Origin of the sequence: Neorhizobium alkalisoli, assembly GCF_002968635.1 — a bacterium.
In the GTDB taxonomy this organism is placed as follows: domain Bacteria; phylum Pseudomonadota; class Alphaproteobacteria; order Rhizobiales; family Rhizobiaceae; genus Neorhizobium; species Neorhizobium alkalisoli.
Window position 1 is genome coordinate 102,252 of sequence record NZ_PVBN01000013.1, and the last position, 17,479, is coordinate 119,730.

Sequence of the window (17,479 nt, forward strand, 5' to 3'; positions counted from 1 at the left end):
CGACTATTCGCCGCGGAGCCAGAAGGCACGCTGGGAGGCAAACCGGTCCTGCGCCAGAATGTCCTTCAGTACCGGCAAGATTGCGTGCAGCTCGTCCTTCAGCGTGAAGGGAGGATTGACGACCACGAGCCCGGAGCCGGACAGGCCGGTCGCTTCCCGGTCGCTCTTCACCGTAAGTTCGGCACAGAGCATCTTCGGGATTTCCAGCGCTTGCAGTTCCTCGTGAAAAGCCTTGATCGGCGCGCCCTTCTTGATCGGATACCAGAGGCAGTAGGTGCCGCCGGGAAAACGGCGCCAGGCCGTGGCGAGCCCCCCGACGAGCCGTGTATATTCCCCCTCTTCCTCGAAGGGCGGATCGACGAGGATGATGCCGCGCTTCTCCTTCGGCGGCAGATGCGCGCCGAGCGCCAGCCAGCCGTCGAGTTCGGTCGCCCGCACCTGGAAATCGCCTTCGAAGAGGTTGTGCAGGCGGTTGAAGTCTTCCGGATGCAGCTCCATCGCAGAAAGCCGGTCCCGCGGGCGGAACAGCATCCGCGCGAGCTTCGGGGAGCCGGGATAAAGCTTCAGCCCGCCATTCGGGTTCAGCTCCTTCACCGCCATCAGATAGGGCTCGAGCAGTTCGGATACTCTTGCGGGCAACTCGGCCTCCATCAGCCGGCCGATGCCGTCGCGCCATTCTCCGGTCTTTTGCGCCTCTTCGGAGGAAAGATCGTAAAGCCCGATGCCGGCATGGGTATCGAGCACGCGGAACGCCTTGTCCTTGTTCTGCGCATAGCGGATCAGCCGCGCCAGCACCGCGTGTTTCAGGACATCGGCGAAATTGCCCGCGTGATAGATATGCCGGTAGTTCATCGTCGCTGCTGTCTCGCGTGAATTAATTTGATGGGCGCCAAATCGCGCTTTTTGCGTGGCCTAGCATGCAATATAGAAAAGCCATGAACGTTGCGACCCCGATCACCGCGAAAACCGCCGCTGCGCCGACCAAGGTCGGCCATACCGTCTGTCCCCACGACTGTCCGTCCGCCTGCGCACTGGATGTCGACCTCACGCCCGACGGCCGCATCGGCCGGGTGCGCGGCTCGGCTGACAATACCTATACCGCCGGGGTGATCTGCGCCAAGGTTGCTCGTTATTCCGAGCGCATCTACCATCCAGGTCGCCTGATGGTGCCGAAGCGGCGCAGGGGCCGGAAGGGCGAGGGAAGCTGGCAAGAGGTTTCCTGGGAGGCGGCGCTCGACGAGATTGCCGATGCCTTCGTCAAGGCGGAAGCCAAGCACGGCTCGGAAGCCGTCTGGCCCTACTTCTACGCCGGCACGATGGGGCAGGTGCAGCGCGATTCGATCGAGCGGCTGCGGCACGCCAAGAAATATTCGGGCTTCTTCGGGACGATCTGCACCAACATGGCCTGGACCGGCTATGTGATGGGGACCGGAGCGCTTCGCGGTCCCGATCCGCGTGAGATGGCGAAGTCCGATTGCGTGGTGATCTGGGGCACCAACGCGGTCTCCACCCAGGTCAACGTGATGACCCACGCGGTGAAGGCCCGCAAGGAGCGCGGCGCCAGGATCGTCGTCATCGACATCTACGACAACCCGACCATGAAGCAGGCGGACATGGCGCTCGTGCTGCGGCCCGGCACCGATGCTGCGCTTGCCTGCGCAGTGATGCATATCGCCTTCCGCGACGGTCATGCCGACCGCGCCTATATGGAGAAATACGCCGACGATCCGGCCGGCCTCGAGGCGCATCTGAAGACGAAGACGCCGGAATGGGCGTCCGCGATCACGGGTCTTTCGGTTGACGAGATCGAGACCTTCGCCCGCCTTGTCGGCACGACGAAAAAGACGTTCTTCCGGCTTGGCTACGGGTTTGCGCGCCAGCGCAACGGCACCGTTTCCATGCATGCGGCGCTGTCGATCGCGACCGTGCTCGGCTCCTGGCAATACGAAGGCGGCGGCGCCTTCCACAACAACGGCGACATTTTCCGGCTCAAAAAGTCGGAGCTGATGGGCACCGCCTACGCCGATCCGGATATCCGCCAGCTCGATCAGTCCCAGATCGGCAGGGTGCTGACCGGCGATGCCGAAGCTTTGCGATATGGCGGGCCGGTGACCGCCCTTTTGATCCAGAACACCAATCCGATGAACGTTGCGCCGGAACAGCGGTTGGTGCGGCAAGGCTTCATGCGTGACGACCTGTTCGTCGCCGTGCACGAGCAGTTCATGACCGATACGGCAAATGTGGCCGACATCGTGCTGCCGGCCACCATGTTCCTCGAACACGACGACATCTACCGGGCCGGCGGCCAGAACCACATCCTGCTCGGGCCGAAGCTTGTCGAGCCGCCGGAAACGGTACGCACCAACCTCTTCGTCATCGAGGAACTGGCAAAGCGCCTCGGCGTCGATCACTACGCCGGTTTCGGCCTCGATGAACGCGAGCATATCGACCGCCTGCTGCAGGCGAGCGGCTGGTCGAGTTACGACGAGCTGAAGCGCGATCGATGGATCGACGCGCAGCCGGATTTCGAGACCGCCCACTATCTGAAGGGCTTCGGATATCCGGATGGAAAGTTCCGTTTCAGCCCGGACTGGGCGAACGGTCCGTCGCCCAACAAGCCGCCGAAAAATCTCGGCGCCATGGGGCCGGTGGCGGAGCTGCCGAAATTTCCCGATCAGGTCGACGTGATCGAGGTGGTGGACGAGGCGCATCCCTTCCGGCTCGCGACCTCGCCCTCGCGCAGTTTCCTGAATTCCACCTTCGCGGAAACGAAAAGCTCGATCCAGAAGGAAGGCCGGCCGGAGGTGATGATCGAACCTTCCGATGCGGCGCGGCTAGGCATCATCGACGGCGATATCGTCCGTCTCGGCAATATGCGTGGCGAAATCCGCCTGCATGCGCGGCTGGTGCCCGGAGCGCGCCCCGGCGTACTGATTGCCGAAGGGCTGTGGCCGAACAAGGCGCATCTCGACGGCGAGGGCATCAACGTGCTGACCGGCGCCGACGCAGTTGCGCCCTATGGCGGCGCCGCTTTCCACGACAACAAGGTTTGGCTTCGCAGGGACGCCGCATGACGGATACGGGGGATCGGGTGAAAATCGTCAGCGAAAAGACGCTGTCGGATGGCTGGACGCGGCTTGCCAACTACGAGCTCGATTACACCGACAGGAATGGCGAGACCCACCGGCTGCACCGCGAGATCTATCACCGCACGCCGGCGGCATGCATTCTGCTTTATGATCCCAAGCGCGATACGGTCGTGCTGGTGAAGCAGTTTCGACTGCCGGCCTATCTTGCCGGCGAGCCCGCCTGGCTGATCGAGCTGCCGGCCGGCCTTCTCGACGAAGATCATCCGGAGGATGCGATCCGCCGGGAGGCGATGGAGGAGACGGGTTACCGTCTGCGCGACGTGCGTTTCCTGTTCAAGGCCTTCATGTCGCCGGGCGCGATCATGGAACACGTCCATTTCTTCTTCGCCCCGATTGATATCTCCGACCGCGTCAATGGAGGCGGGGGAGTGGCAGACGAGCACGAGGACATCGAGGTTCTGGAATTGCCGCTCGACGAAGCCGTTGCGATGATCGAAAGCGGTGAAATCTGCGACGCCAAGACGATAATGCTGCTGCAATGGGCGGTGATCAATCGGGCCAAACTATCAGTCTGATTGAGCTGGCGTTCGGCGTACCGAGAAAGCTAGAGAGCCGGCGAGATGAGCTTTGCTTGGTCCGTCTCCGGCAGGTCGGAGAATGCAGCCTTCGCACCCTCCATCCGCACCTTACCTTCGGCCAAGAGCTTCAGCGACAGGGGGTATAGCTTGTGTTCGACGGTCAGCACGCGGGCGGCGAGTGTTTCGGCCGTGTCGCCGGCAAGTACCGGCACGGCGGCCTGGGCGAGGATCGGGCCTTCATCCATGCCTTCCGTTACGAAATGCACGGTGCAGCCGGCGATCTTCATGCCGGCATCGAGGGCTCGCTGATGCGTATGCAGGCCTGCGAAAAGCGGCAGGAGGGCAGGGTGGATGTTGAGGATGCGGCCCTCGTAGCGGCTGATGAAATCGCCGGATAGGAGCCGCATGAAGCCGGCAAGGCAGAGAATGTCGGGCCGGATTTCATCCAGCGCCGCAAGGATTGCCGCCTCGTGATGCTGTTTGCTCGCGAAGCTCTTGCGCTCGAAGGCGAAGGTTTTGATGCCGCGCGCTTCCGCCTTGGCAAGTCCGCCGGCCGAAGCCTTATCGGAAATGACGGCGACGATTTCGGCGGGAAAGTCCGGTGCGGCGCAGGCATCCGCGAGCGAGAGCATGTTGGAGCCGCCGCCGGAGATGAACACGGCGACGCGTTTGCGCGGCGTCCCGATCATAGACCGAGCGTGCCCTGATAGATGACGCCGGCGCCGCCTTCGGGGCGATCGACCATGCGGCCGAGCGGCACGACCACTTCACCTTCCGCCCGCAGAATGTCGCTGACGGCCTGCGCATTCTCGGCGGCGACCACGACGATCATGCCGATGCCGCAGTTGAAGGTCCGCAACATTTCCTTGGGTTCCACGCCTCCCGTCTTGGCCAGCCAGGAGAATACGGGCGGCACGGGGATGGAATCGAGGTCGACCTCGGCCGAAAGGTTCTTCGGCAGCACGCGCGGAATGTTTTCCGGGAAACCGCCGCCGGTGATATGCGCCAAGGCCTTCAGCGCACCGGTCTCGCGGATCGCCTTCAGGAGCGGCTTCACGTAGATGCGGGTGGGCGTCAGGAGCGCTTCACCCAGAGTCATGCCGTCACGGAAGGGGGCAGGCGCATCCCAGGCGAGGCCGGAAAGCGCTACGATCTTGCGGACCAGCGAGAAGCCGTTCGAATGGACCCCCGAAGAGGTGAGGCCGAGAATAAGGTCACCGGCGGCGATGTCTCCGACCGGCAGTAACTGGCCGCGCTCGGCAGCGCCCACCGCAAAGCCTGCGAGATCGTAATCGCCGTCGGAATACATGCCCGGCATTTCGGCCGTCTCGCCGCCGATCAGCGCGCAGCCCGCCTCGCGGCAGCCGGCGGCAATGCCGGTGACGATCGCAGCGCCCTGGTCGGGATCGAGCTTGCCGGTGGCGAAATAGTCGAGGAAGAGGAGGGGCTCTGCGCCCTGCACGACGAGATCGTTGACGCACATGGCAACGAGATCGATGCCGACGGTGTCATGGAAATCGGCGTCGATGGCGATCTTCAGCTTTGTGCCGACGCCGTCATTCGCGGCAACGAGGATCGGATCGGTGAAGCCTGCGGCCTTGAGGTCGAAAAGGCCGCCGAAGCCGCCGATCTCGCCGTCCGCGCCGGGGCGGCGGGTGGAGCGCACCGCCGGTTTGATCTTTTCGACCAAGAGGTTGCCCGCATCGATATCGACACCGGCATCGCTATAGGTGAGACCGTTCTTGCCCGCCTCGCTCATCGTCCGTCTCCAATGATCGTCATAGCGGCCCGCAATTGCACGACATGACGCCGGATGCAAGCGTTGGGCGCAGTTTTGAAGGCTTTTCACAGGCTCGCTGCACTGCGATCGAACTCTTGACCACGCGGGCGCGGGCATCCTATCCCTGTCGGCGACCCCGGTCACGCTTGAAGGGAGCGGCGATGCCATACCATGTTAACGGTGCAAACCTCAGACGCCACATCCTTTTCTGGATCGGTGCGCTTTCGGTCGTTGTCGTCTTTCTCTGGTTCTTCCGCTCGATCCTGCTTCCCTTCGTGGCGGGTATGGCGCTCGCCTATTTTCTCGATCCGGTGGCCGACTGGCTGGAGCGGCGCGGACTGAGCCGCCTGATGGCGACGGTGGTGATCCTGGTCTGCTTCGTGCTGGTCTTCGTGCTGTCGCTGATGCTGGTGATCCCGATCATCATCAACCAGTTCACCGAATTTGCCGCTGCGCTGCCGGGTTATATCTCGCAGTTGCAGCAGATCATCTCCAGCCCCGAAACCTCCTTCCTGCCCCATTGGGTCGGCAGCCAGATCGAGACGATCAAACAGAATTTCTCCGAAGTGCTGAGCCAGGGTGCCGGCTTTATCGGATCGCTGCTCGGTCAGATTTGGAATTCCGGCAAGGCGATTGTCGACGTGGTTTCCCTGCTGATCGTCACGCCTGTGGTCGCCTTCTATATCCTGCTCGACTGGGATCGGATGGTGTCCAAGGTCGACAACTGGATTCCGCGCGACCAGGTCAATACCGTGCGCCGGATCGCCCGGGAAATGGATGAATCGGTCGCCGGTTTCATTCGCGGCCAGGGTTCGCTCTGCCTCATCCTCGGCATCTTCTATGCGGTCGGCCTGTCGATCGTCGGTCTCAATTTCGGGCTTCTGATCGGCTTCGTGTCCGGCATGATCAGCTTCATTCCCTACATCGGTTCTCTGATCGGGCTGGTGCTTTCGGTCGGCGTCGCGCTGGTGCAGTTCTGGCCGGATTATCCGTGGATACTGGCGGTCGCCGGCGTCTTCTTTGTCGGCCAGTTTGTCGAGGGCAACATTCTGCAGCCGAAGCTGGTGGGCGAAAGCGTCGGGCTGCATCCCGTCTGGCTGATGTTCGCGCTCTTTGCATTCGGCGCGATGTTCGGCTTCGTGGGTCTTCTGATCGCCGTGCCGGCTGCAGCCGTCGTCGGCGTGCTTGTCCGCTTCGCCCTGTCGCGGTATCTTGACAGCGACATCTATTACGGCCGGACGGCCACGCTTCCCTGGCAGGACGAGCCACCGCCCCATGTGCTGGAGCACAGCGGAAACGACGCGCAGATCGGCGCACCGAAAGACCAATGACAGAAACAAGCGAACGCGAGCGGCGGAAAAACGAGCAGTTGCCGCTGCAATTCACCCATGATGCGGCGAAAGGCCGGGATGACCTCCTGGTCTCCGAGCGGCTGGCGGCGGCCGTCGCGATCGTCGACGAATGGCCGGCCTGGCCATCGCCTGTCGTGGTGCTCGCGGGACCGGTGGGATCAGGTAAATCGCACCTTGCCCATATCTGGCGCGAGAAGGCCGGCGCCGCCGACATTCACCCGGTGGCTGGTTCGAATGCAGCCGCACTTGCCGCCGCCGGCCCGGTGCTTTTCGAAGATGCGGAGCGGCGCGGTTTCAACGAGACCGAACTCTTCCACGTGATCAACAGCGTGCGGGAGAACGGCCATAGCCTGCTGATGACGTCGCGGCTCTGGCCGATGTCCTGGGGCGTGACGCTGCCCGACCTCAAGTCGCGCCTGAAAGCGGCTACGGTCGTGGAGATCGGCGAACCGGACGAGGAACTGCTGGCGCAGGTTATCGTGAAACTTTTCGCGGACCGGCAGCTTTATATCGATGACAAGCTGGTCGGCTACATCGTCAACCGCATGGAGCGTTCGCTCGGGGCGGCTCAGGCGATCGTCGACCGGCTGGATCGTCTGGCGCTTGCCCGCGGCACCCGGATCACCCGGCCCATGGCCGCGGAAGTGCTCAACGATTTTGGAAATTCAGGCTCCGGCGATTGACTGTGACACCGTGGTCGCGGAACTTGGATCGAGAACCCAAAGGGTTAGCGGAGGTTTATAAGATGGATTCGATGACAACGGAAACGCAGCAAACCGAGCCGATGGCCGCAAATGCCGCCGATCAATTGCTGCTGAGCCCGGATCGCTTCATCAACCGTGAATTCTCCTGGCTCCAGTTCAACCGCCGCGTTTTGGAAGAAACGTTGAACACCGCCCATCCGCTTCTGGAGCGGGTGCGCTTCCTTTCCATTTCGGCGACCAATCTCGACGAATTCTTCATGGTCCGCGTTGCGGGCCTCGAGGGGCAGGTGCGTCAGGGGATTGCCGTGCGCAGTCCGGACGGCAAGACGCCGGTCGAACAGCTCGATGCGATCTTGCAGGAGATCGGCAACCTGCAGATGGAACAGCAGGCATCGCTCGCGGTGCTGCAACAATATCTTGCCAAGGAAGACATTCTGGTCGTGCGGCCGGCGGCGCTTGCTCCGGAGGATCGTACGTGGCTCGCCAATTCCTTCGACGCGGAGCTCTTCCCGATCCTGACGCCGCTGTCGATCGATCCGGCCCACCCGTTTCCGTTCATTCCCAATCTCGGCTTCTCGATGGGCCTGCAGCTTCACAGCAAGCACGGCAAGGAGCCGATGACGGGGCTCTTGCGCCTGCCGACGACGCTCGATCGCTTCATTCGGCTGCCGGACGACGGCGCCACGATCCGCTACATCACGCTTGAGGATGTGGTCGGCATGTTTACCGACAGGCTGTTCCCCGGCTACGAGGTAAAGGGCGCCGGCACCTTCCGCATCATCCGCGACAGCGATATCGAAGTGGAGGAAGAGGCCGAAGACCTGGTGCGCTTCTTCGAGACGGCGCTGAAGCGCCGCCGCCGAGGCAAGGTCATCCGCATCGAGACCGATTCGGAGATGCCCGCCTCGCTCCGCCAGTTCGTCGTGCAGGAACTGGGAGTACCGGAAAACCGCGTGGCTGTTCTGCCGGGCCTTCTGGCGCTGAATACGCTTTCGGAAATCGCCAAGGCGCCGCGCGAAGACCTGCGGTTCGAGCCTTACAATGCCCGATTTCCCGAACGCGTCCGCGAACATGCCGGCGATTGCCTCGCGGCCATCCGGGAAAAGGACATGGTGGTCCACCATCCTTACGAGTCTTTCGACGTGGTTGTGCAGTTTCTTCTGCAGGCAGCGCGCGACCCGGACGTGCTCGCCATCAAGCAGACGCTCTACCGAACCTCCAACGATAGCCCCATCGTCCGAGCCCTGATCGACGCGGCCGAGATGGGCAAGTCGGTGACGGCGCTGGTCGAGCTGAAAGCCCGTTTCGACGAGGAGGCCAATATCCGCTGGGCGCGCGATCTGGAGCGCGCCGGCGTTCAGGTGGTTTTCGGCTTCATCGAATTGAAGACCCACGCCAAGATGTCGATGGTGGTGCGCCGCGAGGACGGCAAGCTCAGGACCTATTGCCACCTCGGCACCGGCAACTATCACCCGGTCACCGCAAAGATCTACACCGACCTTTCCTTCTTCACATGCAATCCGAAGATCGCCCATGACATGGCGAACATCTTCAACTTCATCACCGGCTACGGCGAACCGGCGGAAAGCATGAAGCTTGCGGTTTCGCCCTATACGCTGCGCGCGCGCATACTGAAGCATATCGAGGAAGAGATCTGCCACGCGCAGGCAGGCAAGCCGGCGGCGATCTGGATGAAGATGAATTCGCTCGTCGATCCGGAAATCATCGACGCGCTCTACAGGGCGAGCCGGGCCGGTGTCGAAGTGGATCTGGTGGTGCGCGGCATCTGCTGCCTGCGCCCGCAGGTGCCTGGGCTTTCCGACAACATCCGCGTTAAGTCGATCGTCGGCCGGTTCCTCGAGCACAGCCGCATCTTCTGCTTCGGCAACGGTTATGGCCTGCCGTCCGACAAGGCGCTCGTCTATATCGGCTCCGCCGACATGATGCCGCGCAACCTCGACCGGCGTGTCGAGACGCTCGTGCCGCTCCTGAACCCGACCGTGCATGAGCAGGTCCTGTCGCAGATCATGCTGGGCAATCTGATTGACAACCAGCAAAGCTACGAGATATTGCCCGACGGCACGTCGCGGCGCATGGAAGTGCGCAAGGGCGAGGAACCTTTTAACGCGCAGCACTATTTCATGACCAATCCGAGCCTTTCCGGGCGCGGTGAAGCTCTGAAATCAAGTGCTCCGAAACTGATTGCCGGCGTAATGTCGGGACGCAAGAAATAGGCAATATGGTAAGATCAGAAGCCCAGGGGCGCCTTCCGGGCATTGCCCCTGTTTCCGTCATCGACATAGGTTCGAACTCCGTCCGTGTCGTCATCTATGAAGGCATGTCGCGCGCGCCGACCATCCTCTTCAACGAGAAGGTGCTTTGTGGGCTCGGCAAAGGCTTGGGCTCGAACGGCCGCATGGATGACGAAGGCGTCGCCCGGGCGCTTGCGGCCCTGAAGCGTTTCTGTGCGCTGTCGACACAGGCGCGCGCAAGCCACGTCTATGTGCTTGCCACCGCCGCCGCGCGCGAAGCTTCCAACGGCCCGGACTTCATCCGCGAGGCGGAAGAAATTCTCGGCCAGCCGGTTCAGGTCCTTTCGGGCGAGGAAGAGGCGCGCTACTCCGCACTCGGAGTCATCAGCGGCTTCCACGACGCGGACGGGATCGCCGGCGATCTCGGCGGCGGCTCCCTTGAGCTGATCGACATAAGGGGGCAGGAATTCGGCCGCGGCATCACCCTGCCGCTCGGAGGGCTGCGGTTATCCGAATCCTCCGGCAATTCGCTCTCCAAGGCCCGCGCGTTTGCCCGCAAACAGGTCAATACCGCCCGCTTCCTCGAGCAGGGTGCAGGCCGCACCTTCTACGCCGTCGGTGGCACCTGGCGAAACATCGCCAAGCTCCACATGGAGATCACCAAATACCCGCTGCATATGATGCAGGGCTACGAACTGCCGCTCGAAGAGATGCAGAGGTTCCTCGAAGAGGTGATCGCCGCCAAGGACTCCAAGGAACCGGCCTGGCAGACGGTATCGAAAAGCCGCCGCTCGCTTCTGCCCTTCGGCGCCATCGCCATGCAGGAAGTGCTGAGCGTGATGAAGCCCGCGCGGGTGAGTTTTTCCGCCCAGGGCGTGCGCGAAGGTTATCTGTATTCACTGCTGCCCGACGAGGAGAAGGCGAGCGATCCGCTGCTGGTTGCCGCCGATCAGCTAGCCATCCTGCGCGCCCGCTCGCCCGAACACGCCCGCGAGCTTGCCGACTGGACCGGCCAGATGGTGCCCGCTTTCGGGATTAACGAGACGGAAGAGGAAAGCCGCTATCGCCAGGCGGCCTGCCTGCTCGCCGACATAAGCTGGCGTGCTCACCCGGACTACCGCGGCCTGCAGGCGCTCAACCTTATTGCCCATTCATCCTTCGTCGGCATCACCCATGCGGGCCGGGCCTATCTCGCGCTTGCCAATTATCATCGCTTCGAGGGGCTGAACGACGATGGCGCGACGGGTCCGCTCGCGACGATCGCCACGCCGCGCCTGCTTGACCTCGCCAAGCTTCTCGGCGGTCTGCTCCGGGTAGTCTACCTGTTCTCCGCGTCCATGCCGGGTCTCGTTCATAATCTGACCTTCCGGCCGTCGTCCGACGCGAACCTCGACCTCGAATTCGTCGTGCCACACGCCTACAGCAATTTCGCCGGCGAGCGGCTGGATGGACGGTTGCAGCAGCTTGCGAGGCTGACCGGCAAGAGGTTGGCATTCGTATTCGAGTAGGGCGGCGGTCTGGCGCGGGGCGTGACCGCCTTGCTCCGCATTCCGGCGGAATGCTCCGATCCTATCCGGAAAGGCCTAGTAGTCTGCAAGCAGATTCGGGTCGCCCGCTGGTCCGAAGCGCGGCCGCACGCCGAGCAGAGGTGCCGCCCGGCCGATGATCTCCTTGATCATGGGCGCGGCGGTGGATGCAGCGGTCCGTCCTCCGTGTTCTCCCGTCCGTGGAGCATCGATGATGGAGAGCACGATGTATTTGGGCTTATCCATGGGGAAAGCCGCAACGAATGCGTTGAAGTTGATATCCTTGGCATATCGCCCGTTGATTACCTTGTCGGCAGTGCCCGTCTTGCCACCCACATTGAAACCTTCGACCTGCGCGCCGCGGCCCGAGCCTTTTACCCCGTTCCAGTCGAAGAGATAGCGCATGTCGGCGCTCGTCTTTTCCTTGATGACCAAGCTTGAAACCAATTCCGCCTGTTCGCGGGAGCGGGGAAGAAAGGTCGGAGGGACAAGGGTTCCCCCGTTGATAAGGGCGGCGGCGGCAACCGCGGTTTGCAGCGGGGTGGTCGCGACCCCATGACCGAACGAGATGGTGACCGAGTTGATCTTCTTCCAGATCTTCGGCTGGGTCGGGGTCGCCACGCCCGGCATTTCGGTTTCCATCCTGGACAGCAGCCCCAGCTTCGTGAGGAATTGCCGATGGCCTTCGATGCCAACCTTGTCCGCGACCGCAGCGGTGCCGATATTTGACGAGTACTGGAAGACCTCCGGAATCGTGAGCTGGCGGTTCTTCCCGCGAAAGTCCTTGATCGTGAAGCCACCCATGCGTATCGGCCGCGAGGCGTCGACAACGGAATTCAAGTTGATCTTGCCTTCGTCCAGCCCCATCGCCAGCGTGAAGCTCTTGAACGTGGAGCCCATCTCGAAGGTCGCATTGCTCATCCGGTTGAACCAGCCCTTTTCGTACTCCTTATCCACACTGCCATCAGGCAGTGTCCGGGACGGTTCGTTCGGGTCGTAATCGGGCACCGATGCCATCGCGACGACTTCGCCGGTCTCGACATCGAGCACGACCCCGCCCGCGGCTTCCGCCTTGTACGAGGTCATCGCATTCGCGACGACCTCGCGGACGATATTCTGGACGCGAAGATCGATTGACAGTCTGACGGGCTCGAGCGGGGCGCCGCCGGTCAATCCGGCCAAGCGAAGATCAACGAGACCCTGCTGGTCCAGGTATCGTTCCATGCCCGCAAGGCCTTCATTGTCGATGTTGACATGGCCCACGATATGCGACGCGGTGACCCCGCCGGGGTAGAACCTGCGTTTTTCCGGTCTGAAGCCGATACCGGGAATGCCGAGAGCGAGAATATCCGCCTGCTGCTTGGGTGTAAGCTGACGCTTCAGCCATTGGAATGCGGTCCGTGATCGCAACTTCCTGTGGGTATCGCTCCAGTCGAGATTTGGGATGACGAAGGCAAGTTTTTCGACGACCTCGTCGGCATCGATGATCCTGCGGGGGTCGGCGTAAAGCGAAATCGTGTTGAGGTCCGTGGCCAGCAACTCCCCGTTGCGATCAACGATGTCCGGCCGGGACGCGACGGGGTTCGTGAAGATCATTCCGGTCATGACGGGCTCGGCAAGACCGTACTGGACGAGGCGCGCACCGATCAGGACATAAACTGCAAGAAACCCGGCGATAATGATCCCGAGCCGCTGTTTCGCCTGCTTCTTGCGGTATGCGCGGCCACCCATGAAGGTCGCATTTTTCGCGGTGAGATCGCTCTTCACGACAAAATGGGCACGGCTTTTGAGCCGGACGATAAAAGAGATCATTCCGAACCGATCCAATAAATAAAATAAGCCGGTGAAGGTGAATTTGAGCCGCCCTTCAACCGGTGATCCAAACCTGCGCCTGGTTGGGTCGGAAACCAACAGAAGAGTTGGCGGGCTGCCGAGCATCTTTAAAGTTGCATTAATATACAATTAAAGTTGCATTGGTTCTCTTAGCCGGAGATTAACCGATGGCTGTTGCGGCAACGGTTCGGGCGTGCGAAGCCCCACCGTCGCGACCACATCGACGTGAACGAAAAGAGCCCGGCAGGACGGCGCTGTCTTCAGAGAAGGGGAGGTCGCTCCTCCCAAAGGGGCTCACTTGGGGTCGGGTATAAGACCGGTCCTTCGTCCGTCCACTATTTCCTCGGCGGCGAGGCGCCCGATCAGCGGTGCCAGAATGACGCCCGGATGACCGACGGCGATGTAAAGTCCTTCCACTGGTCGCAAAAAACCAAGGCGCGGCAAGCCATCGGCGAAGACCGGGCGGTTTCCGACGTCAGCACTTGTCAGCCTGACGTCATCGGGCAGATCCAGCTCGTCTTTCATCACGGCCAATGTCCGCTGACCGATCGCCTGCGGGCCGTTCTCGATACCATCATCGACGTAGGATTTTGCCACAAAAAGCGTGTTGTCACCCGCTTGGCGAACTTCCAGGCGGGGGCCGCGCAGGATGCGACTGACGACAGGCCTGCTACAGGCGTAGCGCAGGAGTATCGCTGGTGATGTCTCGACGCCAATGTCGATGCCCATCTCGCCGGCAAGCGTTTTGATGGCGCTTCCGGCAGCCATTACAACGACATCGGCTTTGAGAGTGCCACCCGCAACCCGGATACCGGTCACCCGGCCGTTTTCGGTTTGGACGGCGGCTACCTTTTCGCTGAACCGGGCCACGGCGCTCGCCGCAAGAGCGGCGCCGACATAGGTGCCGGCCAGTCGTGCCGGGTCGAGAGCAAGATCGTTACGCGAGAAAACCGCGCATTCCGGGACCTGGCGCAGATGCGGTTCCCATTCGGCAACCACTCCCCGTCTCAACAACTCGATGTCTTCACCCGCGCGCCGATGGAGATCCGCGAGTTGCTCCGTCTCCTGTGGTGTCGCTCTCCATATCAGTGACCCCGGGCGGGCATCGGACAGGGCTTCGGGGAGGGCGGTTTTCAGATGCTGATACTCGGCGACGGCCTCCCGCCAGAGCGCGTAGCTGGAATGGTCGGGTGTACCGTTGATGACGTTGACCCAGCCAAAGGCGCGACCGGTGACGCCGGAGCCTGGTTCCGGGCCTTCATCCAGCAGCAGCACATCTGCACCGCGAATGGCGAGGTTATAGGTGATGGCCGAACCGATGATGCCGGCACCGATGACGGCGATACGTGGTTGGTTCAATCTCATGAGCGCAGCCTGAAAACGAGCGGTCGTAGTCGCGTCGTCGGTAGGCATCGTGTACGACGACGGCATGACAAGGAGCGCCAAATCCGCGCCGTGTCCGTCGCGCGCGCCGTTTGCTGTTGCGCACAGTCACCAGGTGGCTCTACGCGGAACTGCCTCGAACAAAAAAGAGCGCCCGGCTTGCGCCGGACGCTCTTTCGATTTTCGGGCTGGATCGCTTACTTGGCAGCCAGGAATTCGGCGGCCTCGATGAGGCTGAATTCGTTGTTGTCGGCCTTGTCGACGGCGCGGCCTGCCGAGAATGGCAGGTTGTTGTCGTTGCCGATGACGAGATGGGTGGCGTCGACGATGTCGACGTTCTCGATCGTCACGAAAGGCATGTCGTAGATGCCCTCGACATTGCCGGCCTTCTTCTTTTCCTCGGGATCCTGGATCTTCATCAGATCGATATAGCCGATCTTGCGGACGGCCTGACCGACATTGGCGTCGCTCATCTCGATCTTGTAGACGCGCTTGTGCTTCGCCGGCGAATTGAAGCAGGTGGCTTCCGGCTTGGCCGGATCGGCGCAGGCCTTCTCGGCCGTGCCGGCGCCGTTGTCGCGCTCGATGACGAGTGCGGTCGAGGCGTCGATCATGTTGAAATCGCCGATTGCCTCGCCGCCCTTGGAGAGCGGATAGAGCCAGGAACGACCCGTCCACTTCTTCGAGGCGACATCGAACTCGATGACGCGCAGCGCGGTCTGGCCGTCCACCTGTTCGACCTGGCCGTCTTCCTTGTAGATCGCGCCTTCCAGAAGGCCGTAGAGCTTGGAGCCGTCCTTCGACATCGCCATGCCTTCATAACCGCCGGAGCGCTTCAGGTTGAAGGCGCCCATCTTGGCGGTCGGATTGGCGGGCGTCGTAAGCGTTGGGTTGTCCGGCGAGGAGACCGGCTTGCCGTCGAGCAGCGTCGGGACGACGTCGGTCAGGCGGCCCTGCAGATCGACCTTGATGAGATAGGGGCCGAATTCGTCGCCGAGCCAGAAACCGTCGGCAACCGGCTGGATCGATTCGATGTCGAAATCGGCGCCGGTGAGGTAGCGGGTGTCGGATGCTTCCATGGCGATCGGGAATGGCGCGATCTTGTTCGGGTCCGAAAGGAAGAGGTTCTTGACCACTTCAGCCTTGTTGCCGGCCCAGTCGAACTTCATCTGATGCAGGAAGAGCATGGCGTCGGAGGAGTTGGTCTTGCCGCCGAAGCCGTTGTCGGAGAGCGTCCAGAATGTGCCGTCGGCCATCGTCTTGATGCCGGAAAAACCCTGCACCGGCTGGCCGTCGAGCGGCAGCTTGACGTCGGTGATGCGGGCGCCGTCCTTGCCCGGCACAGTCCCCAGGGCTTCGGTGCGCTTGCGGTCGGCCGTGGTGAACTTGCCGGAAGTCTTCAGGAAGGCCGGAGCATCGGCGGGTGCTGCGACAACCGTGTTGGCCGGCAGGATCGCCTGTCCGACGAGCTTGGCCGGAAAAGCCTTTTCTTCGGCGAAAGCTGAACCGCCGACGAGCGCGGCAAGCGCGACGGAAGCGAGGAGGAGTCTGGTCATGGGAGCACCTTCTGGTTGGCGTGATGGCAACCGCTTAAGGAGGGCGCATGACGGGCAGGTGATGGAACTTTGAAGCTTCGGTGAAGCTTTGATGACGGGATTTTTAAAAGCTAAAAAGCGGCTCAGGCGCTTTGCCGCAGCGCCACCCATCGGCCTGGCGTCATGCCGAACGTCTTCTTGAAATGGCGGGTGAAATGGGCCTGATCGGCAAAGCCGGCATCGGCCGCGGCATCCGCAAGAGTACCGCCTTCCGAGAGCCGGAGCTTGGCGCGGTCGAGCTTGCGCATGACGAGATAGCGGTGCGGGCTGGTGCCGAGAAGGCGGCGGAATTGCCGCGCGGTCGTATAGCGGTCAAGGCCGCTGACCGCCTCCAGTTCCTCCGAAGAGACGGCGCGGTCGCAATTCTCCTGCAGATAGTCCCGGCAGCGGAGAATGGCCTCGCGTGCCGTCGACGCGCCCGAAGTCCCACCGCGGCTATCGGCGTGACGCCAGAGGCTCTGGGCGAGACGGACGACGATATCGTCCAGCAGCAATTCCTGCGGTTCGGCTTCGAGATCGTCGAGCGCCTCGGCGAGGCATTGGCGGAAATCCGGATCGTCGACCACTGGCAAAGGCACGAACGGCAGGCTGCTCGCGCCTCCGTTCGCCTCGATCAGCCGCTCCGGCGGCAGGTAGAGCATCCGATAGCGCAAACCGTCTTCCGTGCCGGCGGAGCCGTCATGCACTTCGTCCGGATGCAACACGATGACATTGCCCGGCAGGCTGGCGCGGAGCGCGCCGCGATACTGAAAGGTCTGCACGCCGGAAACCGTGAAACCGAGCGCATAGGTATCGTGCCGGTGCGGAGAAAAGCCGTTCCCATGGAAGCGCGCCTCGATCCGCTCGATGCCGAGGGAGGAGGGGGCCTGCACGATGCCGTCAGGCTTCTCCAGACTTTGGCACGAACGTTCAAGACCGCCGGCGGGCGCCGCCGCTATCTCATCGCCTCTCGCATAACCTTCGACGGAGTTGTTCTTCATGTTCGATACCAAGATCGCGATCGTGCTTCGCGATGACCTCGCCCCCTGGCAGGAGCTCAATGTGACCGCATTCCTGACGAGCGGCATCATCGCCCAGCATCCCGCGGTCATCGGCGAAGCATATCGGGATGCGGCAGGCCATGTCTACAATCCGATGAGCATTCAGCCGATCGTCGTGCTGGCGGCGGACCAGGAGACGCTTCGGACCGCCCACCGCCGCGCGATCGAGCGCGAGGTGACGGCCTCTGCCTATATCGAGGAGATGTTTGCGACCGGCCACGATGCCGCCAACCGCGAAGTCTTCGCAAAATTCGCGCCGGATGATGCCAAGCTGGTCGGCCTGGCGCTGAGAGCGGAGAAAAAGATCGTCGACAAGATCATCAAGGGCGCGAAGATGCATCCCTGAG

General features: G+C 62.2%; 14 protein-coding genes. 7 read left to right on the top strand and 7 right to left on the bottom strand.

The features are described 5' to 3' along the window. Positions 1 to 3: 3 nt before the first annotated feature. Positions 4 to 852 (bottom strand): 23S rRNA (adenine(2030)-N(6))-methyltransferase RlmJ, encoded by an 849-nt coding sequence (locus C5L13_RS23955; RefSeq protein ID WP_105385780.1) that lies wholly within the window; start codon positions 850 to 852, stop codon positions 4 to 6. A gap of 83 nt (positions 853 to 935) precedes the next feature. On the opposite strand from C5L13_RS23955, the gene C5L13_RS23960 reads away from it, so the two are divergent. Continuing rightward, on the top strand, positions 936 to 3,074 hold the full coding sequence (locus C5L13_RS23960) for a molybdopterin-containing oxidoreductase family protein (protein WP_105385781.1): 2,139 nt from the start codon (positions 936 to 938) through the stop codon (positions 3,072 to 3,074). Further along, the gene (locus tag C5L13_RS23965) at positions 3,071 to 3,664 is read left to right on the top strand and encodes an NUDIX domain-containing protein (protein ID WP_105385782.1); all 594 of its coding nucleotides are present in this window, start codon (positions 3,071 to 3,073) and stop codon (positions 3,662 to 3,664) included. Before C5L13_RS23960 ends, C5L13_RS23965 begins: the two co-directional genes overlap by 4 nt. Before the next feature lie 29 nt (positions 3,665 to 3,693). Here the strand turns inward: C5L13_RS23965 and purN are convergent, their stop codons facing one another. Both purN and purM read right to left on the bottom strand, forming a co-directional pair. Next, positions 3,694 to 4,356 carry a phosphoribosylglycinamide formyltransferase gene (gene purN / locus C5L13_RS23970; protein ID WP_105385783.1) on the bottom strand — a complete coding sequence of 221 codons (663 nt, stop codon included), beginning with the start codon at positions 4,354 to 4,356 and terminating at the stop codon, positions 3,694 to 3,696. Continuing rightward, positions 4,353 to 5,426 carry a phosphoribosylformylglycinamidine cyclo-ligase gene (purM, locus tag C5L13_RS23975; RefSeq protein WP_105385784.1) on the bottom strand — a complete coding sequence of 358 codons (1,074 nt, stop codon included), beginning with the start codon at positions 5,424 to 5,426 and terminating at the stop codon, positions 4,353 to 4,355. Before purM ends, purN begins: the two co-directional genes overlap by 4 nt. A gap of 182 nt (positions 5,427 to 5,608) precedes the next feature. On the opposite strand from purM, the gene C5L13_RS23980 reads away from it, so the two are divergent. The 4 genes from C5L13_RS23980 (at position 5,609) to ppx (ending at position 11,263) form a co-directional block, all read left to right on the top strand. Next, on the top strand, positions 5,609 to 6,778 hold the full coding sequence (locus C5L13_RS23980) for an AI-2E family transporter (RefSeq protein WP_105385785.1): 1,170 nt from the start codon (positions 5,609 to 5,611) through the stop codon (positions 6,776 to 6,778). After that, positions 6,775 to 7,482, top strand: coding sequence for a DnaA regulatory inactivator HdaA (gene hdaA / locus C5L13_RS23985; protein WP_105385786.1), 708 nt, complete (start codon positions 6,775 to 6,777; stop codon positions 7,480 to 7,482). Before C5L13_RS23980 ends, hdaA begins: the two co-directional genes overlap by 4 nt. 71 nt (positions 7,483 to 7,553) lie before the next feature. Continuing rightward, positions 7,554 to 9,737 (top strand): RNA degradosome polyphosphate kinase, encoded by a 2,184-nt coding sequence (locus tag C5L13_RS23990; RefSeq protein ID WP_245571455.1) that lies wholly within the window; start codon positions 7,554 to 7,556, stop codon positions 9,735 to 9,737. Between the two features lie 5 nt (positions 9,738 to 9,742). After that, positions 9,743 to 11,263 (top strand): exopolyphosphatase, encoded by a 1,521-nt coding sequence (gene ppx, locus C5L13_RS23995; RefSeq protein WP_105385788.1) that lies wholly within the window; start codon positions 9,743 to 9,745, stop codon positions 11,261 to 11,263. A 75-nt stretch (positions 11,264 to 11,338) separates the two neighbouring features. On the opposite strand, the gene C5L13_RS24000 is transcribed toward ppx, so the two are convergent. From C5L13_RS24000 to C5L13_RS24015, 4 genes are all read right to left on the bottom strand, one after another. Beyond that, entirely contained in the window at positions 11,339 to 13,093 is a 1,755-nt protein-coding gene (locus tag C5L13_RS24000; RefSeq protein ID WP_105385789.1) for a peptidoglycan D,D-transpeptidase FtsI family protein, read from the bottom strand. 315 nt (positions 13,094 to 13,408) lie between these two features. Then, the gene (locus tag C5L13_RS24005) at positions 13,409 to 14,479 is read right to left on the bottom strand and encodes an NAD(P)/FAD-dependent oxidoreductase (protein WP_158693515.1); all 1,071 of its coding nucleotides are present in this window, start codon (positions 14,477 to 14,479) and stop codon (positions 13,409 to 13,411) included. Positions 14,480 to 14,694: 215 nt separating this feature from the next. Continuing rightward, on the bottom strand, positions 14,695 to 16,053 hold the full coding sequence (locus C5L13_RS24010) for an esterase-like activity of phytase family protein (RefSeq protein WP_105385791.1): 1,359 nt from the start codon (positions 16,051 to 16,053) through the stop codon (positions 14,695 to 14,697). Positions 16,054 to 16,175: 122 nt separating this feature from the next. Further along, on the bottom strand, positions 16,176 to 16,964 hold the full coding sequence (locus tag C5L13_RS24015) for an AraC family transcriptional regulator (protein WP_170117317.1): 789 nt from the start codon (positions 16,962 to 16,964) through the stop codon (positions 16,176 to 16,178). Between the two features lie 106 nt (positions 16,965 to 17,070). Between C5L13_RS24015 and C5L13_RS24020 the strand changes: the two genes are divergently transcribed. Further along, the gene (locus tag C5L13_RS24020; protein WP_105385793.1) at positions 17,071 to 17,478 is read left to right on the top strand and encodes a DUF2000 family protein; all 408 of its coding nucleotides are present in this window, start codon (positions 17,071 to 17,073) and stop codon (positions 17,476 to 17,478) included. Position 17,479: the final 1 nt, after the last annotated feature.